The following is an 18,073-nucleotide window of genomic DNA, read 5'->3' on the forward strand; positions in this document are numbered from 1 at the left end:
CGGCTCAGTCTTCCCGCTCAGGCGCCTCTGGGCTCTCCCGAGGCCGCCGTTCTTCCCGCGCCGGCGCCCTGCGCTCCTCGTCCCGCGAGCGGGTGATGCCGACGCTGCCGTCGCGCCCGACATGGAGGTCGAGGCCGAACGCCTTGACGTTGCCCTCGACGCCCAGCGCAGGCCCTGCCGCGTTCGGGCCCCTGCTCTCGCCCCCGGTATCGCCCCCGATATCGCCCTTGTCATCGTCACCCGGCAGCGCGTCAGGATCGATCGCCTCGTCAGGTGCCACCGCCGCGGGCCGGACGCGGGGCGCGAGGTTCAGCGCCTGTTCCATGAACGCGCGCCACACCCGCGCGGGCACGCCGCCGCCCGACAGGCCGGGGTTGGGCTTGTTGTCGTCGTCGCCCACCCACACGCCGCAGACGAGGCCGCCGGCGAAGCCCATGAACAGCGCGTCGCGATTGTCCTGCGTCGTGCCCGTCTTGCCGAAGGTCGGCACCGACAGCGCCGCCTCCCGCCCCGTGCCGCTGTCGACCGAGCCGGCGAGCAACTGCATCATCTCGTCGCGGATGTGCCCGTCGATCGCATGGCTCGGGCTGGTCCACGACTGATACCAGCTCTTCTGCTGGATGTCGGCGAGCCCGCGCGCCTGCACCGGATAGCTGCCGGCGGAGATCGCGGCATAGGCGCCGGTCAGTTCCAGCAGCGACACGGTGGAGCTGCCCAAGGCGATCGTCGCCTCGTCTGGGATCGGCGTCGAGATGCCCAGATCGCGCGCGGCGCGAATCACCGCCTTCACGCCCACCTGCTGCGTCAGCCGCGCGGCGGCGACGTTGGACGAGACCGCGAACGCCTCGCGCAGGCTGATCGGGCCGCGATAATGCCGGTCGGAGTTGTGCGGCTTCCAGTCGCCGATCGTCACCGGCTCGTCCTCGACAATGCTGTCGGGCGTCATCCCGGCGCGCATCGCGGCGAGGTAGACGAACAGCTTGAACGTCGATCCGGGCTGGCGCCGCGCCTGCGTCGCGCGGTTGAACGGGCTGTCGGCATAATCCTTGCCGCCGACCATCGCGACCACCCGCCCGTCGGGCCGCATCGCCACCAGCGCGACCTGCGCGCGCTTGAGTCCGGCGTGGCGCACCGCGCGCTCGGCCGCGACCTGGAGCCGGCGGTCGAGCGTCGTGCGCACCGTCGTCTCCGTGCGGATCCCGCCCGCCTCGTCGCGCGCGCCGGGCAGCACCCAGTCGGCGAAGTACGTGCCGTTGGGCAGCGTTGCCGCCCCCTCGTGCCGGACGCGCTGCGGTTCCACGTCCGCGGCCTCTGCCGCCGTCAGCATGCCCGTGGCGCGCATCGCGCCCACCACCACCATCTCGCGGTCCTGCGCGCCCTGCAGGTTGGTCGTCGGCGCCAGCCTGGACGGCGCCTTGACCAGCCCCGCCAGCATCGCCGCCTGCCCCACCGACAGGTCCGCGGGCGCGCGGCCGAAGTAATGGCGCGACGCCGCGGTCAGCCCGTACACATTGTCGCCGAAATACACGTTGGACAGATAGCGCGACAGGATCTGATCCTTGGTCAGCCACGCCTCCAGCCAGAAGGCGATCAGCATCTCGCGCAGCTTGCGCCCGGCCGTCCGGTCGGAATCGAGGAACGCGTTCTTCGCGAGCTGCTGCGTGATCGTGCTGCCGCCCTCGCGCACCCCGCCCGACCGGACGTTGTGGAAGAAGGCGCGCGCGATGCCGCGGGGATCGACGCCCCAATGGTGGTAGAAGCGGCGGTCCTCGATCGCGATAAAGGCGCCGGGCACGTATCTGGGCAGCGATTTGACGTCCACGGCCGCGCCGATGACCGCGCCGCGCCGCGCGATCGGCGTGCCGTCCTCCGCCGTCAGCGTGACGGACGGCGGCGTCGGCGGCTTGAGCGACTTGGACAGCGGCGCGGTGATCGCCAGCCAGCCGACCGCGAGCACGAACAGGACGACGAGGGCGCCCAGCCCCCGCATCGCCCAGCGCCAATAGTTGATCCGGCGTCGGCGAGGCGGCAGCTCCGGCGGGCCGAAAGGGTCATGCGCGGCAGGATCATCGGACCATTCGTCGAAGTCCGGCAGCGCCGCGTCCCCGCTCAGCCGCCGATAGACGGGATAGCGTTCCTCAACTTGTTCGGCGCGCAGATGCTCGGGGATCGCCATGCTGCACTGTATTACTCCGCTAGGACAGCGCCCGCAAGCCGGTCGGCATCGCGCGCACGGTCAGCCCTGCCACGGCGAGGTGACAACCATCAGGCGCGGCCCCGCCTTGGCCAGCAGCGCGGCCCGCAGCCGCGACGCGCGGCGGCCGTGGAGCAGCCGCTCCCACCAGTGGCGCAGCACCAGTTGCGGGATCAGGATCGCCACGGAGCGGCCCGGCGTGTCCGCGTCGATCTTGTCCACCAGCTCCAGCACCGGCCCGGCGATCTCGCGATAGGGCGCCGGGATCATCATCAGCCGCGGCGGCCTGATGCCCTGCGCCGCCACCGGACCGGCGATCTCGCGCTCGAACGCCTCGCGCAGCGGCGCGACCTGCTCCTCGGCCTCGGGCCCGGCGAGCTTCATCAGGTGCACCGCGATCACGTCGGGCGACAATGTCATCGCGAAGCGCAGCGCGCGGTCGGTCATCGCGGTGCGGTCCTCATAGGCGACCAGCACGGTCGGCGGCTCGGTCTCCTCCACCGCGAACGGCCCGGACACGGCCAGCCGCTCGCCGAGCCGGCGGTAATGGCGGTGGATGCCCGCCAGCATCAGGATGATGGCGGGGACGGCGATCACGACGATCCACGCGCCCTCCAGGAACTTCGCCGCCAGGATCACGACCAGCGCGACGATCGTCACGGTCGCGCCGGTGGCATTGATCGCCAGCCGGCCGGCGTTGCGCCCCGCCTGCCGGCGCCAGTGCACCACCATGCCGATCTGGCTGATCGTGAACGTCAGGAACGCGCCGATCGCGAACAGCGGGATCAGCCGGTCGGTGATGCCGCCGAACGCGACCAGCAGCACCCCCGCCACGACCGTCAGGAACACGACGCCGACCGAGAACACCAGCCGCCGATCGGCGAGCGCAAAAGAGCGCGGCAGATAGTCGTCGAGCGCGACCAGCCGGCAGATGCGCGGGAAGCCGACGAAACTCGTATTGGCGGACAGGCACAATACCGCCAGCAGGCTCGCCATCGCGACGTAATAGACCACGCCGTGGCCCGCGATCGCGGCGGCGAGCTGCGACAGCACGCTTTGGTAATCGGGCCGCGTCTGGTCCATCGCGCCGATCGCATAGCCGTGCGCCACCATCGCGATGCCGACGAGCAGCAGCCCGAGCGACAGGCAGATCACGGTCAGCGTCCGGTGCGCGTTCCGGATCACCGGCTCGCGGAACGCGCTGACCCCGTTGGACACCGCCTCCACCCCCGTCATTGCGGTGCAGCCGGCGGCAAAGGCGCGCATCAGCAGCCAGACGGACGCCGCCTGCGTGCCCGCCGCGAGCCTGGGCGGCGCGACCACCGGTTGCGGGTGGCCGGTCCACAGCCGCACGAGCGCCAGCGCGATCAGCGCAAGGAAGCTGAACACGAACAGATAGGTCGGCGCTGCGAACAGCAGCCCCGCCTCGCGCGTCCCGCGCAGATTGGCGACCGCGACCAGCGCGAGTACGCAGAGGCACAGCGGCAGCGTCCAGGCATGAAGCGCGGGCACCGAGGATATGAGCGCGCCCACCCCGGCCGAGATGCCGACCGCGACGTTGAGGACATAATCCACCATCAGCGCCGCCGCCGCCAGCAACGACGCGCCCGGCCCCAAATTCTCCTTGGCGACCGTATAGGCGCCGCCGTTGGACGGATAGGCGACGATCGTCTGCCGGTACGACAGGTACAGGATCGCCAGCAGCGCGACGATCGGCGCGATCACCCAGCCGATCCAGGCGAGGCTGAGCGCGCCCAGCGGCACCAGGATCGTCAGCGCGGCCTCGGGGCCATAGGAGGCCGAGCCCAGCCCATCGAGGCCCATGGCGGGGACGCCGGCGATCCAGCCGATCTTCTGCCCGCCGCCTTCGCGATTGGCCAGGCGCCGGCCCAGCAGGATGTCGACGAGGGTCACGGTGGCACAACGGCCCGGCGCGCGCCGTATGTCCAGCCCCGATTGGCGCGAGGGCCCGAATCTGGCACCAGCCAGCCACCCCGACCGGAGACCTGCGATGCCCGACCCCGTTCATGACGGCCCCATCTATGCGGATCGCCTCGCCGCGCTGCGCGCGCACCTGGCGAGCGAGGGCCTCGACGGCTTCGTCGTTCCGCTGACGGACGAGCATCTGAGCGAATATGTCGGCGATTACGCGCAGCGGCTCGGCTGGCTGACGGGGTTCGCAGGATCGGCGGGCACGGCCGTCGTGCTGGCCGGCGCCGGTCCGGATCGGGCGGCGATCTTCGTCGACGGGCGCTACACGCTGCAGGTGCGCGACCAGGTGGATGGCGCGCATTGGGATTATGTCGGCGTGCCAGCGGACAGCGTCGCCGCCTGGCTCGGGCGCCATGCGCCGGTGGGCGCGCGGATCGGCTACGATCCCTGGCTGCACACGCGCGGCCAGGTCGATCAGATGGCCGCGGCGCTGGCGCCGGGCGGGGGCGTGCCGGTGGCGGTCGACGCCAATCCGATCGATGCGATCTGGGTCGACCGTCCCGCGCCGTCCGATGCGCCGCTGACCGTGCAGGACGACGCGCACGCGGGCGTCGGCTCGGCCGCCAAGCGCGCCGACGTCGCCGAGTGGCTGACGACGCAAGGCGCCGACGCGGTGGTGATCGCCGCGCTCGATTCGATCGCCTGGCTGCTCAACGTCCGGGGCGACGATGTCGCGCACACGCCCGTCGGGCTGGCCTATGCGCTGGTCCACGCGGACGGCACCGCGGACCTGTTCGTCGAGCCCGGCAAGGTCGGCGACGCGGTCGCCCGTCACCTCGGCAACGCGGTCCGGCTCCATGCGCGCGCGGCGTTCCCGGCCGCGCTCGACGCGCTCGCCGGCAAGCGGGTCGCCGCCGATCCCGACCGATGCGTCACGGCGATCGTCGACCGGCTGAGCACCGCCGGCGCGACGCCGATCGCCGCGCGCGATCCCGTCGTGCTCGCCAAAGCGGTCAAGAACCCGGTCGAGATCGCCGGGCACCGCGCCGCGAGCGTCCGTGACGGCGCCGCGCTCAGCCGGTTCCTGCGCTGGGTGGCGGCGGAGGCGCCCAAGGGCGGCCAGACCGAACTGTCCGCGGCGGCCAGGCTGCTGGCGTTCCGGCAGGAGACCGGCGCGCTGCTCGACGCATCGTTCGAGACCATATCGGCGACCGGTGCGCACGGCGCGATCCCGCATTACCGCGTGACGCCGCAAAGCGACGCCCCGATCGAGCCGGGCCAGCTCTACCTCGTCGATTCAGGCGGGCAATATGCGGACGGGACGACCGACGTGACCCGCGTCGTGCCGATCGGCCCGCCGACGGCGGAGACGCGCGACCGGTTCACCCGCGTGCTCAAGGGCCATATCGCGGTCGCCGGCGCCAGCTTCCCGCCCGGCACGGTCGGCACGCAGATCGACGCGCTGGCGCGGCGCCCGCTATGGGATGCCGGGCTCGACTTCGCGCACGGCACCGGCCACGGCGTCGGCAGCTATCTGGCGGTGCACGAAGGCCCCGCGCGGCTGGCGCCGCCCTCCTATCCCGGCGGCGGCGTGTTCGAGCCGCTGCTGCCCGGCATGATCCTGTCGGACGAGCCCGGCTATTACAAGGCGGGCGAGTACGGCATCCGGATCGAGAACCTGCTGCTCGTCACGACCCGCGAAGTGCCGGGCGCGGACCGGGCGATGCTGGGGTTCGAGACGCTCACCTTCGCGCCGATCGACCGCGACCTGATCGATCCGAACCTGTTGACGCCGGCCGAGCTTGATTGGCTGAACGCCTATCACGCCGATGTCGCCGCGACGGTCGGCCCGGTGCTCGATGGGGAGGACAGGACATGGCTCGCGGCGCGGTGCGCGCCGATCGGCTAGCGTCGGGTGCCGCCCGTCCGGTCAGCAGGACCGTCCGTACCGACGATGTCCGGTTCGCCTCCGCCCGGGGCATCGCCCGGGCCGGGCCGCTTGCGGCGCTTCAGATTGGCGCGCAGGGCCGCCGCCAGTCGATCGCGTCTGTGGTCTTCGGCCATGCGCCCCTCCTCCCGCATCACCCGCGGGTTGACAATCCCGCCTGCCTCGTCTCTTGACCGCCGACGCGGCGGCTGACGTCGACGTGCTGCCGTAGCTCAGTGGTAGAGCGCATCCTTGGTAAGGCTGAGGTCGTGAGTTCAATCCTCACCGGCAGCACCATTTTTCAAATACTTAGCGGCCTGTTCGCCGCTTCGGCTGCGGATGGGAACTCACGGGGCACTCACCGCGGGGCGTCGCCGGGCCTCCGGTCGTGCGACGTACCGCCCCCGGCGCGGGGCGAGCCGTGGGCCACGGTGCCTTGAGGCGACTCCAGGACGTGCCGACGCGCGTGCCGGCCGGCGTGGCCGGTGACCGGCGCGGCGGCTTGGCGGAGCACTGGTCCGTCCCCGCCGGTGTTGGCCCTCCGCGCCGATCAGCGTGGCCGCCCCTCCATTCAGACCGGCGAGCCCCCACATTCGGTCGCGCTCCGGAGCGATGACGCAGGTTGACGCGGCTGGCTAACCGATCTGCGCCGCCCCGGCGCGCGTCGTCGCGCTTAAGAGCCATCGTCGCCGCTCGGCGGTGGCGCCGGGGTGATCGGCGTGAACGACGCCATCCTGAGCCTGATCTGCGTGATCACGGCCGAGAGCACCCTTGCGGTCGCGGCCGCGCTAAGTTCGACGGGAACCTCGAGCCTGATGCCCGCGACCATCAGGCTGTTTGCGAGGTTCGCTCGCTCCTCGTCTGGGTGGCGCCGGCGGTCTTGGCGAGGCTGTCGAAGTCGCCAGGACGGCTCAGCGTCGCAATCTCGTCGAGGCGCAGCGGCGCCCGCAGGACAATCTCGGCCTGGCGCGGCCCGATCCTGCCTATCGCGCCGGCCTCCCGTCCTCCGCGCGTCACGTAGTCGCCTGCCGCCGCCACGAACCCCTGGTCGGTCCAGAGCGCTCCGATGTCGAGAACCACCTCGCCGGTGGACTTGCCCCGGAAAAGTGGAGAGTTCCCGTAATGTGAAAGGCGAACTCGATGACGAAGCAACGACGGTTTACGAGGGAGTTCGAGGACGAAGCGGTGCGGCTGGTGGCGACCAGTGGGCGCACGCAGCGCGCGGTAGCGGACGACTTGGGCATCGGCCTTTCGACGCTGGTGCGGTGGATCGGCCGTCGGCGTGATCGGCTGTCGGAGATGCCTGGCGAAGCGCCGCAGGCAGATATCACTGCCGAGCTGAAGCGCCTTCGGCGGGAGAACGAGATCCTCCGGCAGGAACGCGACATACTGAAGCGGGCGACCGCTTTTTCGCCCGGGAGGGAAGTCGATGAGGTTCGCGCTCGTCGATCAGGCGAAGAAGGATTTCCCCGTACACCGCCTCTGCCAGGTACTCGGCGTCAGCCAGAGCGGCTATTTCGCCTGGAAGGATCGTCCGGCCAGCCGGCGGCAACAGGGTGACATGGTGATGCTGGCGCATGTACGCTCGGCGTTCGCGCTGTCGAACGGCACCTACGGCAGTCCGCGCATGACGCGCGAGTTGCAGGATGATGGCTTCGCCATCGGACGCCGGCGCACGGCGCGGCTGATGCGCGAGAACGGCCTGCGTGGTCGGCAGAAACGGCGGTTCAAACGCACGACCGACAGCGAGCATAGCTGGCCGATCGCGCCGAACATCATCGACCAGGACTTCACCGCGACGGCGCCCAATCAGAAGTGGGGCGTGGACATCTCGTACGTCTGGACGCGGGAGGGATGGCTCTATCTGGCCGTGGTCATCGATCTCTTTTCCCGCCGCGTCGTCGGCTGGGCAGCCGGCGACCGCCTGCACCGCGATCTGGCGCTGGCCGCTCTGCGCAAAACCCTCATCATGCGGCGTCCGCCCAAGGGGCTTATCCATCATTCGGACCGCGGCAGCCAATACTGCTCTGTGGACTACCAAGCCGAGCTGCGCCGCCACAGCATCCGCATCTCCATGTCGGTCAAGAGAAATTGCTACGACAACGCCATGGTCGAGACGTTCTTCCAGACGATCAAGTCCGAACTCGTCTGGCGCACCGTCTTCTACACCCGCGCCCAAGCCGAGCAGGCCATTGCCCGCTATATCGACGGCTTCTACAACCCGATCCGGCGCCACTCAGCGCTCAACTACATCAGCCCCGCGCAGTTCGAACGAACCGCATCACGCTGAGCAAATGCCTCTCCATTTAAACGGGGCAAGTCCATCCACAGCGTGAATCACATTCACGCGCCGTTGTGAATCCCCACAGGCCCTAGTGTCGTAATCGACCTGGACACCGGCGAGATAATACCCACTGACCAATAATATCGTCAGGCCATCACCGTCACTGGCCTGCTTTTGCTCCGCCCCACTGGCCTGGAACTGGCCCGCCGTTGAAAGACGAGTGAGCCGCCGACGGTGACCGCACGTTCGAAAGTGCGCCCGGACTGCATCGCCTGTGCCTCAGGCCTCTTCATGATCGGCGAGGCGAGGCGCTCCGGCGTTACGCAGTAGATCGTCGACGCCGGCAAGCAGGAACGTCAACACCGTCTCATCGGTGAGCTTGCCCTCTTCAATCCTGTTGGCGACGCCCGACACGACGGACTGCGGCCTGAGCACCACATGCGCGGCGATCGAGGCGAGGGTCTCATTCAGCTGCGCATGAGCACGCGCGCCGCCGACAGCGCCGGGCGACGAGGTGATCGTGAACACGTCCTTTCCAGAAAGCGCCGCTCGTCCATAGGGGCGAGATGCCCAGTCGAGCGCATTCTTAAGCGAGCCTGGTATGCCGTGATTATACTCCGGCGTCGCGATGACGACACCGTCGGCTCGCGCGATCACGGAACGAAACGCGGCGACAGCCTCGGGTCCTCCACCGATATCGAGGTCTTCGCTGTAATGCGGAAGATCTCCAATCGAGATGACATCCATCGTCGCCGTCCCGGTCAGACGTTCGGCTAAACTATTGAGAATGACGGTATTGTAGGATCCTTCACGAAGGCTCCCAGATATTCCGACCAAGTGATGTTTAGGCATTGTTCTTTCCTCTGACAAAGGTTGAAGTATGTGCGGCTGCGTGCAGCGTCGCCCAGGACTGCGCCTTCGCCGCGTCAGCGGCCGCAAACTGACCGGTGAGGACGACGATATCTGACCCGTTGACAACGGGCTTTTCAAAGCCGCGGAGGCAACGGCTCCCTTAAGCTTAGTGACGACCGCCCGCCTTCATGCAGGAAATGGCGTATCAGGCTTGCGGTGCAATGCGCTGACGCGGTAGGCATCGTTCCACCAGGTGGAAGGATGGCATGGCAGACGAGATCAGCGACCTTCGATTGTTCACCCGCCTCGTCGATGCCGGCAGTCTGACCGAGGCCGCGCGTCGCCTCAACACATCCCTGCCGACAATCAGTCGCAGGCTGGCGGGGCTGGAAGCGCGCTTGGGGGTGCGCCTCGTGGACCGCAGCTCGCGCAAGTTTTTGCTGACTGAGGAAGGGTATAGGTTCCGCGATCGGGCGACCGCGATCATCGCTGCGATCAACGAGGCCGAAGCGGAAGCTGCACGTGCCGTCGACACGGCTCAAGGTCGCCTGCGGGTGAGCGCGCCCCCGGAGATCGGCCGCCGCCGCTTGGCCGGGTTGATCGCGTCGTTCGCCGAGGTGCATCCCGAGATCGAGATCGAGTACCTGGTCACCGAAAAGCGACTTGGCGTCCGCAACGAGGATCTCGATGTCGCAATCCAGACTAAGCGGCCGACCGATGGCGACGTGATCTCGCGCAAGCTATTGTCCAGCCGCCGCGTCGTTTGTGGATCGCCCGATTACTTGCGCAGCCGCGGAACGCCGGCCGCGCCATCCGACCTCGCAGCGCATAACTGCATCCGGATGGAGCGGGGTCGCGAGGTCTATAGCCGATGGCGGTTCGTCAAAGACGGCGAGGAGCATTTCTTGGACGTCGCCGGAACGCTGGTGAGCAACAGCGGGGACGTCATCCACGGGTGGGCGCGTGAGGGGCGCGGGCTCGCGATGAAGGCGCTGTGGGACGTCGAGGAGGATCTCGCCGCGGGCCAGCTAGTGGAGGTACTTGAGGCTTTCGCGCATGACGACATCAACCTTTACGCCACCTATGCGACGAGGACGCACCTGCCACCGCGGGTCAGGCTGTTCCTCGATTTCCTGGCTCGTGGGCTAAGCACGACAAGTGCCCCGATCCTGGCCTAGCCAGTTGCACCCATCCGGGCTGAAACTTCACTGCCGTCTTAACCTTCCATCCCGTGGAATAGGCCCTTCCACTTGCGGGCAATGTCATAGCGACTGACACTAACCTATCTATGATTTTGACGCCGAGCAGCCGACCTCCCCAGCTTGGGTGGCCGAACGAGGCCGCTCGATCGAGGAAGTATCAGAAGTGGCCGAACATAATCTTATATTTAGCACGTCCGACGGGATCAGGCTGGCGGCCGGCGCGCGCGGTCCAGAGAGCGACAAGCCGGTGATCTTGATAGCTGGCTGGCCGCAGACCCTGCATGCGTGGCGCCACGTTCAGGATCGCCTTGCGGCTGATGGCATCTACTCGATCGCGATCGATCCTCCTGGGTTGGGCGAGTCCGATCTGCTCGGCGACGTGGCGCAATATGCGACATCCAACGTTGCCACGATCATGGCTGATGCGCTCGCGAGAGAAGGCATTCAGCGTTACACCTTGGTAGGGCACGATGTCGGCGCCTGGATCGCCTATGCCTGGAGCTGCAATGCACCCGCAGGACTTGAGCGAATCGTGCTCCTCGACGCGGCGATACCGGGTACACTGCCCGAAGCGGGCTTTCCCGTCGAGAAGGCGCCGCAAGTGTTCCAGTTCTTCTTCAACGCGGTCCCCGATCTTCCGGAACGGCTAACCCTCGGCCGCGAACGAGTCTATCTCGATTGGTTGTTCGAAACCAAGACGCGGATATCCGGAGCAATCGGCAGCGACGACATCGACGAATATATGCGCTGCTACTGCCAGCCGGAGCGAATGAGCGCCGGCTATGCCTATTACCGTGCCGTTCCGCAAAGCATCGCGGCGCTCGCGCACGTCCCGAAACTCGCGATGCCCGTGCTGGCGATCGGTGCCGAGCATGGTGTCGGCGAGGCATTGGCCAAGGCGCTCGCCCCCAAGTGCGACAATCTTGCTACCGACGTAATCGCCGGTAGCGGCCACTTCATCCCGGAGGAAGCGCCTGCGGAGTTGACCGATCGACTGTTGGCGTTCCTGCAGCGGCATGACGGCGCGTGAAAAGCTATTTCGTCTCGCTGATCGTCGGACTGAGCGTCGGCCTGCTGTATGCCTTGCTGCGGGTGAAATCGCCGGCGCCGCCCCTAGTGGCTCTAGCGGGACTGCTCGGCATGGTTGCGGGCGAGGCGGTGCTGCCGTGGCTTCGCGATACGCTTCTGCCCCTGTTGCTGCGACGCTGAGGAGCCGAGGATGTTCTTTTCGGTCAACACCTTCATGTGGACAGATTGCTTTACCGAGCAGCACCTACCGCTGCTCGCCCGTATAAAAGCGATCGGCGCGGATGGCGTGGAGATCGCCTGCTCGCGGCTGAACGATCTGCCGGTAGCTTCGATCAGGGCCGAACTCAACCGGCTGGGGCTTGATTGCACCTTGTCCGCCTCGCCTCCGAGCCCCGAGCAGAGCCCCATCCATCATGATCCCGACGCCCGCCGCTCTGCCATCACTTGGCTTCGCCAGGCGATCGAGACGGCGGGGCGCCTCGGCGCGACGACCTTGGCCGGCCCCCTGTACGCGCATGTCGGCTGGTTCACGGGCGAGCGGCCTAACGCGGCGCAGTTAGGTTGGGCGGTTGAGGCATTCGCCGCCGTCGGGCCTGATCTGGATGCCGCGGGCGTCGATCTCGCGATCGAGCCGATGAACCGGTTCGAGAGTTTTTTCCTGCCTACCGCCGCAGAGGGCGTCAGGCTTTGCGAGGCGGTCGGTCACCCGCGCGTCGGCTTGCTGCTCGACGTTGCGCACATGGCGATCGAAGAGAAGGACCCGCTCGCCGCGATCCGCATCGCCGGCCCCTGGCTCAAGCACATGCAGACGTCCGAGACCGATCGCGGGACGCCGGGCACGGGACGGATGATCGATTGGCCGGGCCTGTTTCGCACACTAGCGACGATCGGCTACCAGGGCGGCTGCGCGATCGAGAGCTTTCCGTTCCAGGTACCTGAACTTGCCGGTGCCACCTGGAGTTGGCGCGACTTCGCGGACTCGCCCGACGCGTTGGCGCGCGAAGGAATAGCTTTCCTGCGACGCACCCACCACCGGGTCACGGCGGCCCGCACGTTGCAAAATTCCGTCCACTCGATCGCGATGATCGATCTCCACGCCGCCCCGGCTGAGCAGGGCAGCGCGCTTCTAGCGCGCCATGCAGCGCTGCTCACGGACGTAACTGGGTGCGAACGGGCGGAGATCATCCGGCAAGCGCCGCCGATGGCCAATCACTTCGCTCTCCTGACGACCTGGCGAAGCGAGGAGGATCGTGACCGTCACCTCACAGGCGATGAAAGCGGTCGTTTTCGTTGCTCATTACAGCCGTTGCTCGCGAGCCCGGTGGATGAGCGCATTTATCGAAAAATGTCATCATGATCGATCGACGCGCACTGCTTACGACGGGCCTGGGCGCGTCGGCAGCCCTCCTGCTCCCCCGTGCGGTGTGGGCGCAAATGCAACCTGGACCGCCCACGCCCGGCGTGATCCAGGCGACGATCGCCGATCCAGCCCCGTCGCCGGACGCTTCCGGGCGGATCAGCGGCAAGGCAAGAGGCAAGACGCTGATGGTGGTCAACAAGGCTGCTCTGACGATCGGTTTCTACGACGCGGTTACCGGCATGCAGCAGGCGCTGTTCGCGCTGCCGTCGCGCCCGCACGAGCTGCTGGTCGCACGCGACGGCCGATATGCTTACGTGTCGATCTACGGCGACGGCATTTACGGGCAGAACCCCCATCCCGGCAATCAGATCGCGATCATCGACATCGCGCGCCGCACGCTGGTCGGGTTCCTGTCGACCGGCGCGGTGCTCGCCCCGCACGGGCTCGCCGAGGCGCCCGATGGCACGATCTGGGCGACCTGCGACATCGGTGCGGCCGTGGTCGGCTTCGATCCTCGCTCGCAGAAGGTGATTGGGACAATCCAGATCGGCGGCCGAGGAGGTCACTGGATCGTCGCCGATCGCAGCGGCAAAGCATACCTCAGCAACCGCGCGGGGCCCGGCATTCCGGTCCTCGACCTGGTCGCACGCCGGCGAGTTGGCACGATCGACACGACGCACGCCATCACCGGGCTCGATCTGTCGCCCGACGGACGCCGGCTTTTCGCGGTCGACGACCAGGAGCCGGCGCTGCTCGTTGTCGACACTGGCTCCCAGGCCGTGCTGTCCAGCACGATGCTGGCCGGCTTGCCGCGTCCGACGGCGAAGGGCGGCGATCGTGAGCGGCGGGTCAAGGCGACGCCGGATGGCCGCTACGCGATGGTCAGCGATTATCCCTCGGCCGGCCTTGTTCGCGTCCAGGCGGACGCGCCCGCGCGGCAGTCGCTGCTGCTGGTCCAGCACGGCCCGATGAGCATGGCCTTCTCGCCCGACGGCCGCACCGCCTGGGTGTGCGATCACGACGCGGGCGCTGTCACGATCGTCGACGTGGCGACAATGACCGCGTTGCTCGACTTCAAGGTCGGCGAGGGCTGCGAAACGGCTGCGCTCGTCGGCTGACATGCCCATCTCGGAAGGAAGCATCATGCCCGCTTACTGGTTAGCCCGCGCCAAGGAGCTCGATCCGATCCAGTACAAGAAGTACACGGATCGCATCCCCGCCATCATGGCCAAATATGGCGGCCGCGTGCTTTCGCGCGGGGCGCCCTACGAGACGATGGAGGGGCCGGACCATTTCGATCGCTTTGCGCTGATCGAGTTCGACACGACCGACAACGTGCGGCGCTGCTTCGAGTCGCCCGAATATCAGGAGGCGGCCGCGTTTCGCCGCCACGGCGCAGGCGAGAACGAGTTCACGATCCTCGGCGGCGGCGAGTACACGGTGTGAGCAGCGGGCACACTCCTCCGCTGATCCTGAACCATGTCGGCATCACCGTGCCCGACATCTTCGCCGCGATCGATTGGTACACCGAGCTGTTCGGCTTCACGCACATCATGGGACCGCGGTTGATGAGCGCGGAGGGTAAGGCGACCGCCGAAACGCGGCAAGTATTCGGGCCCGCGTTCAACCGGTTGCTCCAGGCGCACCTGCTGACCGGCAACGGCGTCGGCCTCGAGCTGTTCGAGCCCCTCGATCCTCCGCCGATGCCGCCAGACAAGGACATTGGCTACCGCCGTCCAGGACCGTGGCACTTCACGCTCCAGCACCCTGATGTCGACGCCACCGTGGAGCGTATCGTCGCACGGGGTGGCCACCGGCACAGCGATACCCATGCCTTTGCGCCCGGCCGTCCCTGGCGGCTCGCCTATGCGCGCGACCCGTGGTGGACGACGATCGAGATCGTCTCGCACAGCTATGCGGAGATGTTCGCCAACTGGCCGCAACCGGGCGCCGAGACCGAGCCGACTATGGTCGATCGCTCAGGCGCGGAGCGTTTGCGCACAGCCCAGCGGCAAGCGTCGCTCACGCCAAAATAGAACGGGCAGGAATAATCGATGACGACGACGGCCCAGGATGTGAAGAAGTTGACCGAGAAGAGCCTCATGAAGCGGCTCTTCGTCGCCCTGCAATATCCCGTGGCACCCGAAGCCACGATGATGGAGCGGATCGCGGATCATCTCCGTTATATGGAGGAGCACGAACATCAGGTTTTCCTGTCCGGCCCGCTGATCCAGGACGGGGTTACGATCGGCGAAGGCCTGACCATCCTCAAGACCGACGACGAGGCCGAGGCTCGTGCGATCATGGACGCCGAGCCACTCGTGAAGAACGGTCTGCGGCGCTACGAATTGAAGCTCTGGCGGATCCAGGAAGGTTCGATCAGCGTGAGCATCAGCGGTGTCGCCGGCACTGCTACGCTCGGGTGACATCACTTCGAGCCCATCAGCGGCGCTTGTCGATGCTGCCAGGAATTGTGGCCCTTGGATTCGCAACGTCGCTCAACGCGCAGACTGCGGCACCGCCGCCACTGCCGCCGCTCGATCTGGGACAAACGAACATCCTGGACGGCGAAGGGAGGCCGGGTGCGCTGCTGGAGTTGATCGCGTTCGGTTCGACGGCCGATCGGCTCGCCGACGCCGCTGGCGGTGCGGCGCCGGGAACCAATCGCCAGCGGGTCGCATCCTTCATCGTCCATCCCATTTTTGTCGCCGACGCGACGATCGCGGGGGCGCACCCCGGCATCGAGCTGCTGGTGCCCGTCTCTCGCGTTGAAAATCAGTTCGCGGCGGGCGGCTCGGGTGTTCATATCGGCTTTAGCGACATCACCGTAGCGCCCTTTTTGCAATGGTCGCGGTCCGATCCCGGCCCAGGATCGGTCTCCGCGCGGCTGGCCCTTCAGATCGTCGCTCCCGTTGGCGATCACGCGCCGGTGCGCCCGGTCAACACCGGTCAGGGCGGTTGGCAGCTCTCTCCCTATCTGGCGGTGACGTGGCGTGCATCCCGACGTTGGGAGGTCAGCGGCCGGGCGATCTACGACTGGAGCGCATCGGCGACATCGCGAATGAACGGCTGCGCCCAGATCCGCGTTCAGCCGGGCGATCTGGTCGCGGTCAACCTGTCAGCTTCTTATGCCCTGTCCGATGCATCGCGGCTAGGGATCGGCGGATACGGACTCCAACAGTTGAGCCTGTCCCGTTCGGCTAGAGCGTCTCTTCCCGAAAGCCGTCAGCGGATCTACGGGCTTGGACCGGTCGCGCGTTGGCACGTCGGCAACGTTACGTTGGCGCCGGCCGCATTCGTCGAGTTCGGCGCGCGCAACCGGCCTCAGGGCGTCAGCCTGAATTTGAGGCTCCAACGACCGTTCTGAACGGCTTTGTTGCAAAACTGACGGTGGGGATTCCTTGAGGGAATCGAGCGGGATAGATGGGCGCGATGCCCAAACCTGCTGCAGCTAAATATCGCACGACGAACTGGCCGGAGTATAACGCGGCGCTGAAGCGGCGCGGGTCGCTGGAAATATGGTTTGATCCCAAGATGCACTGGCTGTCGAAGCCGTGTGGTCGTCCTGGTCGGCCGATGCGATTTTCGGACAGCGCGATTGAGCTCTGCCTGACGCTGAAATCGCTGTTCAACCTGCCATTGCGGCAAGTGACAGGGTTGGTGGCGAGCCTGATCAAGCTGGCCGGGTTGGACTGGCCGGTGCCGGATTACACGACGCTGTGCCGACGGCAGAAGACGTTGACGGTCGAGCTTGGCGGGCGGCCCAGCTCAGGCGGCCTGCGCCTTCTGGTCGACAGCACGGGCAATAAGATGACGGGTGAAGGTGAGTGGAAGACGCGCAAGCATGGCGCCTCCTACCGCCGCCAGTGGCGCAAGGTGCATCTGGGGATCGACGCGGGAACGCTGGATATCCGGGCCATTGAAGTCACGACCAATGCCATTGGCGATGCGCCGACGCTGCCGGATCTACTGGCGCAGATCCCGCAGGACGAGGAGATACTCAGCGTCGGCGGAGATGGCGCTTACGATACCAGGGCGTGCCATGCCGCCATTGCCGAACGTGGTGCCGATGCGGTCATCCCGGTCCGTCGCAACGGCCGGCCATGGACGAAGGACGGCCCCGGCGTCGATGGGCGCAATGAAGCGCTACGCGCAACAAAGCGGCCTGGTCGTGCCATCTGGAAGAAGTGGAGCGGCTATCATCGCCGCAGTTTGGCCGAGACCAAAATGCATTGCTTCAAGCTCCTGGGCAACCGCATTGCAGCCCGCACCTTCGATCGTCAGATCACCAAGCTCAAAGTCCGTGCTGCAATCCTCAATCGCTTCTCCAGAATGGGAACGCCGGTCACCGTCCGCATCGCATAATATCTTCAAGTAAAAGCGCGGTCATGCTCCCGAGAAGTTATGCAACAAAGCCATCGTAAAGCGGTATTGAGGTGCGTTCACTAACACTCACCTCGACGCTATTTTGCGCGGGCTGCACCACGTCTGGTGCGCCGACATCACCTATATCCCGATGCGGCGCGGCTTCCTCTATCTGGTGGCGATCATGGACTGGGCGAGCCGGAAAGTACTGGCCTGGCGGCTGTCGAACACGATGGATGCGGAGTTCTGCGTCGTCGCTCTGAAAGAGGCGCTGGCGCGGTGCGGCAAGTCCGAGATCTTCAACACGGACCAGGGGGGAGCCAGTTCAGCAGCAACGACTTGGGCACCCACATCAACGCTTCGCCTGATGGCGTAGCGGCGTGACGAGGGCATGGTTAGCCTCTCTGCTGGTCTGAAAGCGGTGGCTCCGGCTCATTATGGCCGGAAAGCACCGTCGCCGGGCACGGTTATCCCGTAGCGTTTCGTCGTTCGTGGAAGACCAGGCGGTCCATGTTGTAAGCGAGGTTGGCGAGGGTGATCTTCGTCCCGGCGCGCGCGATGCCGATGGTGCGGATGAACAGCGCCATCTGGTCCTTCTGGCGGGCGAACACATGCTCGATGCGGGCACGCACGGTGGATTTGGCGGCGTTGGCCCGCGCGGTGCGGGCTGGCATCGGCTTGCCCTTGGGCTTCTTGCGATGGACGCGGCTGACGCGCCCGATCGACCTGAGCCACGCCTCGTTGGACCGGCTACGGTAGGCGGTGTCGGCCCACACGTCGGAGGCGGTGTTGTCGTTGGTCACCACATCGCGCAGCATGCGCCCGTCGAAGCGAGCACCATCGGTGACCTTGCCGCGGCGGATGAAGCCATAGCGCCGGCAGATAGCGATGCTGCTCTTATAGCCGAAGCTCGGGATGGCGATGTCGA

General features: G+C 67.0%; 18 protein-coding genes, 1 tRNA gene and 1 pseudogene. 14 read left to right on the plus strand and 6 right to left on the minus strand.

Annotated elements, in window-relative coordinates; translation table 11 throughout:
* Positions 1-4: 4 nt before the first annotated feature.
* Positions 5-2,176 carry a transglycosylase domain-containing protein gene (locus tag ACFE65_RS11010; protein WP_375382408.1) on the minus strand — a complete coding sequence of 724 codons (2,172 nt, stop codon included), beginning with the start codon at positions 2,174-2,176 and terminating at the stop codon, positions 5-7.
* 60 nt (positions 2,177-2,236) lie between these two features.
* Entirely contained in the window at positions 2,237-4,108 is a 1,872-nt protein-coding gene (locus tag ACFE65_RS11015) for an APC family permease (RefSeq protein ID WP_375382409.1), read from the minus strand.
* A gap of 97 nt (positions 4,109-4,205) precedes the next feature.
* Here ACFE65_RS11015 and ACFE65_RS11020 point away from each other — a divergent pair, with 97 nt between their 5' ends.
* Positions 4,206-6,035, plus strand: coding sequence for an aminopeptidase P family protein (locus ACFE65_RS11020; protein ID WP_375382410.1), 1,830 nt, complete (start codon positions 4,206-4,208; stop codon positions 6,033-6,035).
* Here the strand turns inward: ACFE65_RS11020 and ACFE65_RS11025 are convergent.
* Positions 6,032-6,190, minus strand: a complete 159-nt coding sequence (locus tag ACFE65_RS11025) for a hypothetical protein (RefSeq protein WP_375382411.1) — start codon at positions 6,188-6,190, stop codon at positions 6,032-6,034. The genes ACFE65_RS11020 and ACFE65_RS11025 overlap by 4 nt on opposite strands.
* Before the next feature lie 85 nt (positions 6,191-6,275).
* Between ACFE65_RS11025 and ACFE65_RS11030 the strand changes: the two genes are divergently transcribed.
* Positions 6,276-6,350 (plus strand) — tRNA-Thr (locus ACFE65_RS11030).
* 531 nt (positions 6,351-6,881) lie between these two features.
* On the opposite strand, the gene ACFE65_RS11035 is transcribed toward ACFE65_RS11030, so the two are convergent.
* Complete coding sequence (locus ACFE65_RS11035) at positions 6,882-7,133, minus strand: hypothetical protein (RefSeq protein ID WP_375382412.1); 252 nt, start codon at positions 7,131-7,133, stop codon at positions 6,882-6,884.
* A 60-nt stretch (positions 7,134-7,193) separates the two neighbouring features.
* Here ACFE65_RS11035 and ACFE65_RS11040 point away from each other — a divergent pair.
* Positions 7,194-8,343, plus strand: a protein-coding gene (locus ACFE65_RS11040) for an IS3 family transposase (protein WP_375382413.1) whose coding sequence is annotated in 2 segments (ribosomal slippage) — positions 7,194-7,459 and positions 7,458-8,343 — 1,152 coding nt in all. Because the reading frame shifts where the segments join, the coding sequence is not laid out codon by codon here.
* Positions 8,344-8,616: 273 nt separating this feature from the next.
* On the opposite strand, the gene ACFE65_RS11045 is transcribed toward ACFE65_RS11040, so the two are convergent.
* Positions 8,617-9,189 carry an NADPH-dependent FMN reductase gene (locus ACFE65_RS11045; protein ID WP_375382414.1) on the minus strand — a complete coding sequence of 191 codons (573 nt, stop codon included), beginning with the start codon at positions 9,187-9,189 and terminating at the stop codon, positions 8,617-8,619.
* Between the two features lie 266 nt (positions 9,190-9,455).
* Here ACFE65_RS11045 and ACFE65_RS11050 point away from each other — a divergent pair, with 266 nt between their 5' ends.
* From ACFE65_RS11050 to ACFE65_RS11100, 11 genes and pseudogenes are all read left to right on the plus strand, one after another.
* Positions 9,456-10,367: a LysR family transcriptional regulator gene (locus ACFE65_RS11050; protein WP_375382415.1), complete on the plus strand. Its 912-nt coding sequence runs from the start codon at positions 9,456-9,458 to the stop codon at positions 10,365-10,367.
* A 148-nt stretch (positions 10,368-10,515) separates the two neighbouring features.
* Entirely contained in the window at positions 10,516-11,421 is a 906-nt protein-coding gene (locus ACFE65_RS11055) for an alpha/beta fold hydrolase (RefSeq protein WP_375382416.1), read from the plus strand.
* Positions 11,418-11,600: a DUF1427 family protein gene (locus ACFE65_RS11060; protein WP_375382417.1), complete on the plus strand. Its 183-nt coding sequence runs from the start codon at positions 11,418-11,420 to the stop codon at positions 11,598-11,600. The genes ACFE65_RS11055 and ACFE65_RS11060 overlap by 4 nt, the downstream gene beginning before the upstream one ends.
* A gap of 10 nt (positions 11,601-11,610) precedes the next feature.
* Positions 11,611-12,777: a TIM barrel protein gene (locus ACFE65_RS11065; protein WP_375382418.1), complete on the plus strand. Its 1,167-nt coding sequence runs from the start codon at positions 11,611-11,613 to the stop codon at positions 12,775-12,777.
* A gap of 77 nt (positions 12,778-12,854) precedes the next feature.
* Positions 12,855-13,898, plus strand: a complete 1,044-nt coding sequence (locus ACFE65_RS11070) for a YncE family protein (RefSeq protein ID WP_375382419.1) — start codon at positions 12,855-12,857, stop codon at positions 13,896-13,898.
* A gap of 25 nt (positions 13,899-13,923) precedes the next feature.
* A complete protein-coding gene (locus ACFE65_RS11075; protein WP_375382420.1) occupies positions 13,924-14,226 on the plus strand; it encodes a DUF1330 domain-containing protein in 303 nt (100 codons plus the stop codon).
* Complete coding sequence (locus ACFE65_RS11080; protein WP_375382421.1) at positions 14,223-14,816, plus strand: VOC family protein; 594 nt, start codon at positions 14,223-14,225, stop codon at positions 14,814-14,816. The genes ACFE65_RS11075 and ACFE65_RS11080 overlap by 4 nt, the downstream gene beginning before the upstream one ends.
* 18 nt (positions 14,817-14,834) lie before the next feature.
* Positions 14,835-15,206 carry a YciI family protein gene (locus ACFE65_RS11085; RefSeq protein ID WP_375382422.1) on the plus strand — a complete coding sequence of 124 codons (372 nt, stop codon included), beginning with the start codon at positions 14,835-14,837 and terminating at the stop codon, positions 15,204-15,206.
* Positions 15,207-15,238: 32 nt separating this feature from the next.
* Positions 15,239-16,147, plus strand: a complete 909-nt coding sequence (locus ACFE65_RS11090) for a transporter (RefSeq protein WP_375382425.1) — start codon at positions 15,239-15,241, stop codon at positions 16,145-16,147.
* 65 nt (positions 16,148-16,212) lie between these two features.
* Complete coding sequence (locus ACFE65_RS11095) at positions 16,213-17,145, plus strand: IS5 family transposase (protein WP_375382426.1); 933 nt, start codon at positions 16,213-16,215, stop codon at positions 17,143-17,145.
* A 118-nt stretch (positions 17,146-17,263) separates the two neighbouring features.
* Positions 17,264-17,461 (plus strand): annotated as a pseudogene (locus tag ACFE65_RS11100) (DDE-type integrase/transposase/recombinase); the annotation flags it as partial.
* A gap of 151 nt (positions 17,462-17,612) precedes the next feature.
* Here the strand turns inward: ACFE65_RS11100 and ACFE65_RS11105 are convergent.
* Positions 17,613-18,073: transposase (locus ACFE65_RS11105; protein ID WP_375382423.1), on the minus strand; the 461-nt coding region annotated here is incomplete at its 5' end.

This window comes from uncultured Sphingomonas sp. (genome assembly GCF_964237335.1).
GTDB lineage: Bacteria > Pseudomonadota > Alphaproteobacteria > Sphingomonadales > Sphingomonadaceae > Sphingomonas.

What these genes read in the sequence shown, in the direction of transcription:
- ACFE65_RS11010 (WP_375382408.1), bottom strand. Translation starts at nt 2,176, where the DNA reads ATGGCGATCCCCGAGCATCTGCGCGCCGAACAAGTTGAGGAACGCTAT.
- ACFE65_RS11020 (WP_375382410.1), top strand. Translation starts at nt 4,206, where the DNA reads ATGCCCGACCCCGTTCATGACGGCCCCATCTATGCGGATCGCCTCGCC.
- ACFE65_RS11025 (WP_375382411.1), bottom strand. Translation starts at nt 6,190, where the DNA reads ATGGCCGAAGACCACAGACGCGATCGACTGGCGGCGGCCCTGCGCGCC.
- ACFE65_RS11045 (WP_375382414.1), bottom strand. Translation starts at nt 9,189, where the DNA reads ATGCCTAAACATCACTTGGTCGGAATATCTGGGAGCCTTCGTGAAGGA.
- ACFE65_RS11050 (WP_375382415.1), top strand. Translation starts at nt 9,456, where the DNA reads ATGGCAGACGAGATCAGCGACCTTCGATTGTTCACCCGCCTCGTCGAT.
- ACFE65_RS11065 (WP_375382418.1), top strand. Translation starts at nt 11,611, where the DNA reads ATGTTCTTTTCGGTCAACACCTTCATGTGGACAGATTGCTTTACCGAG.
- ACFE65_RS11070 (WP_375382419.1), top strand. Translation starts at nt 12,855, where the DNA reads ATGCAACCTGGACCGCCCACGCCCGGCGTGATCCAGGCGACGATCGCC.
- ACFE65_RS11075 (WP_375382420.1), top strand. Translation starts at nt 13,924, where the DNA reads ATGCCCGCTTACTGGTTAGCCCGCGCCAAGGAGCTCGATCCGATCCAG.
- ACFE65_RS11085 (WP_375382422.1), top strand. Translation starts at nt 14,835, where the DNA reads ATGACGACGACGGCCCAGGATGTGAAGAAGTTGACCGAGAAGAGCCTC.
- ACFE65_RS11090 (WP_375382425.1), top strand. Translation starts at nt 15,239, where the DNA reads ATGCTGCCAGGAATTGTGGCCCTTGGATTCGCAACGTCGCTCAACGCG.
- ACFE65_RS11095 (WP_375382426.1), top strand. Translation starts at nt 16,213, where the DNA reads ATGCCCAAACCTGCTGCAGCTAAATATCGCACGACGAACTGGCCGGAG.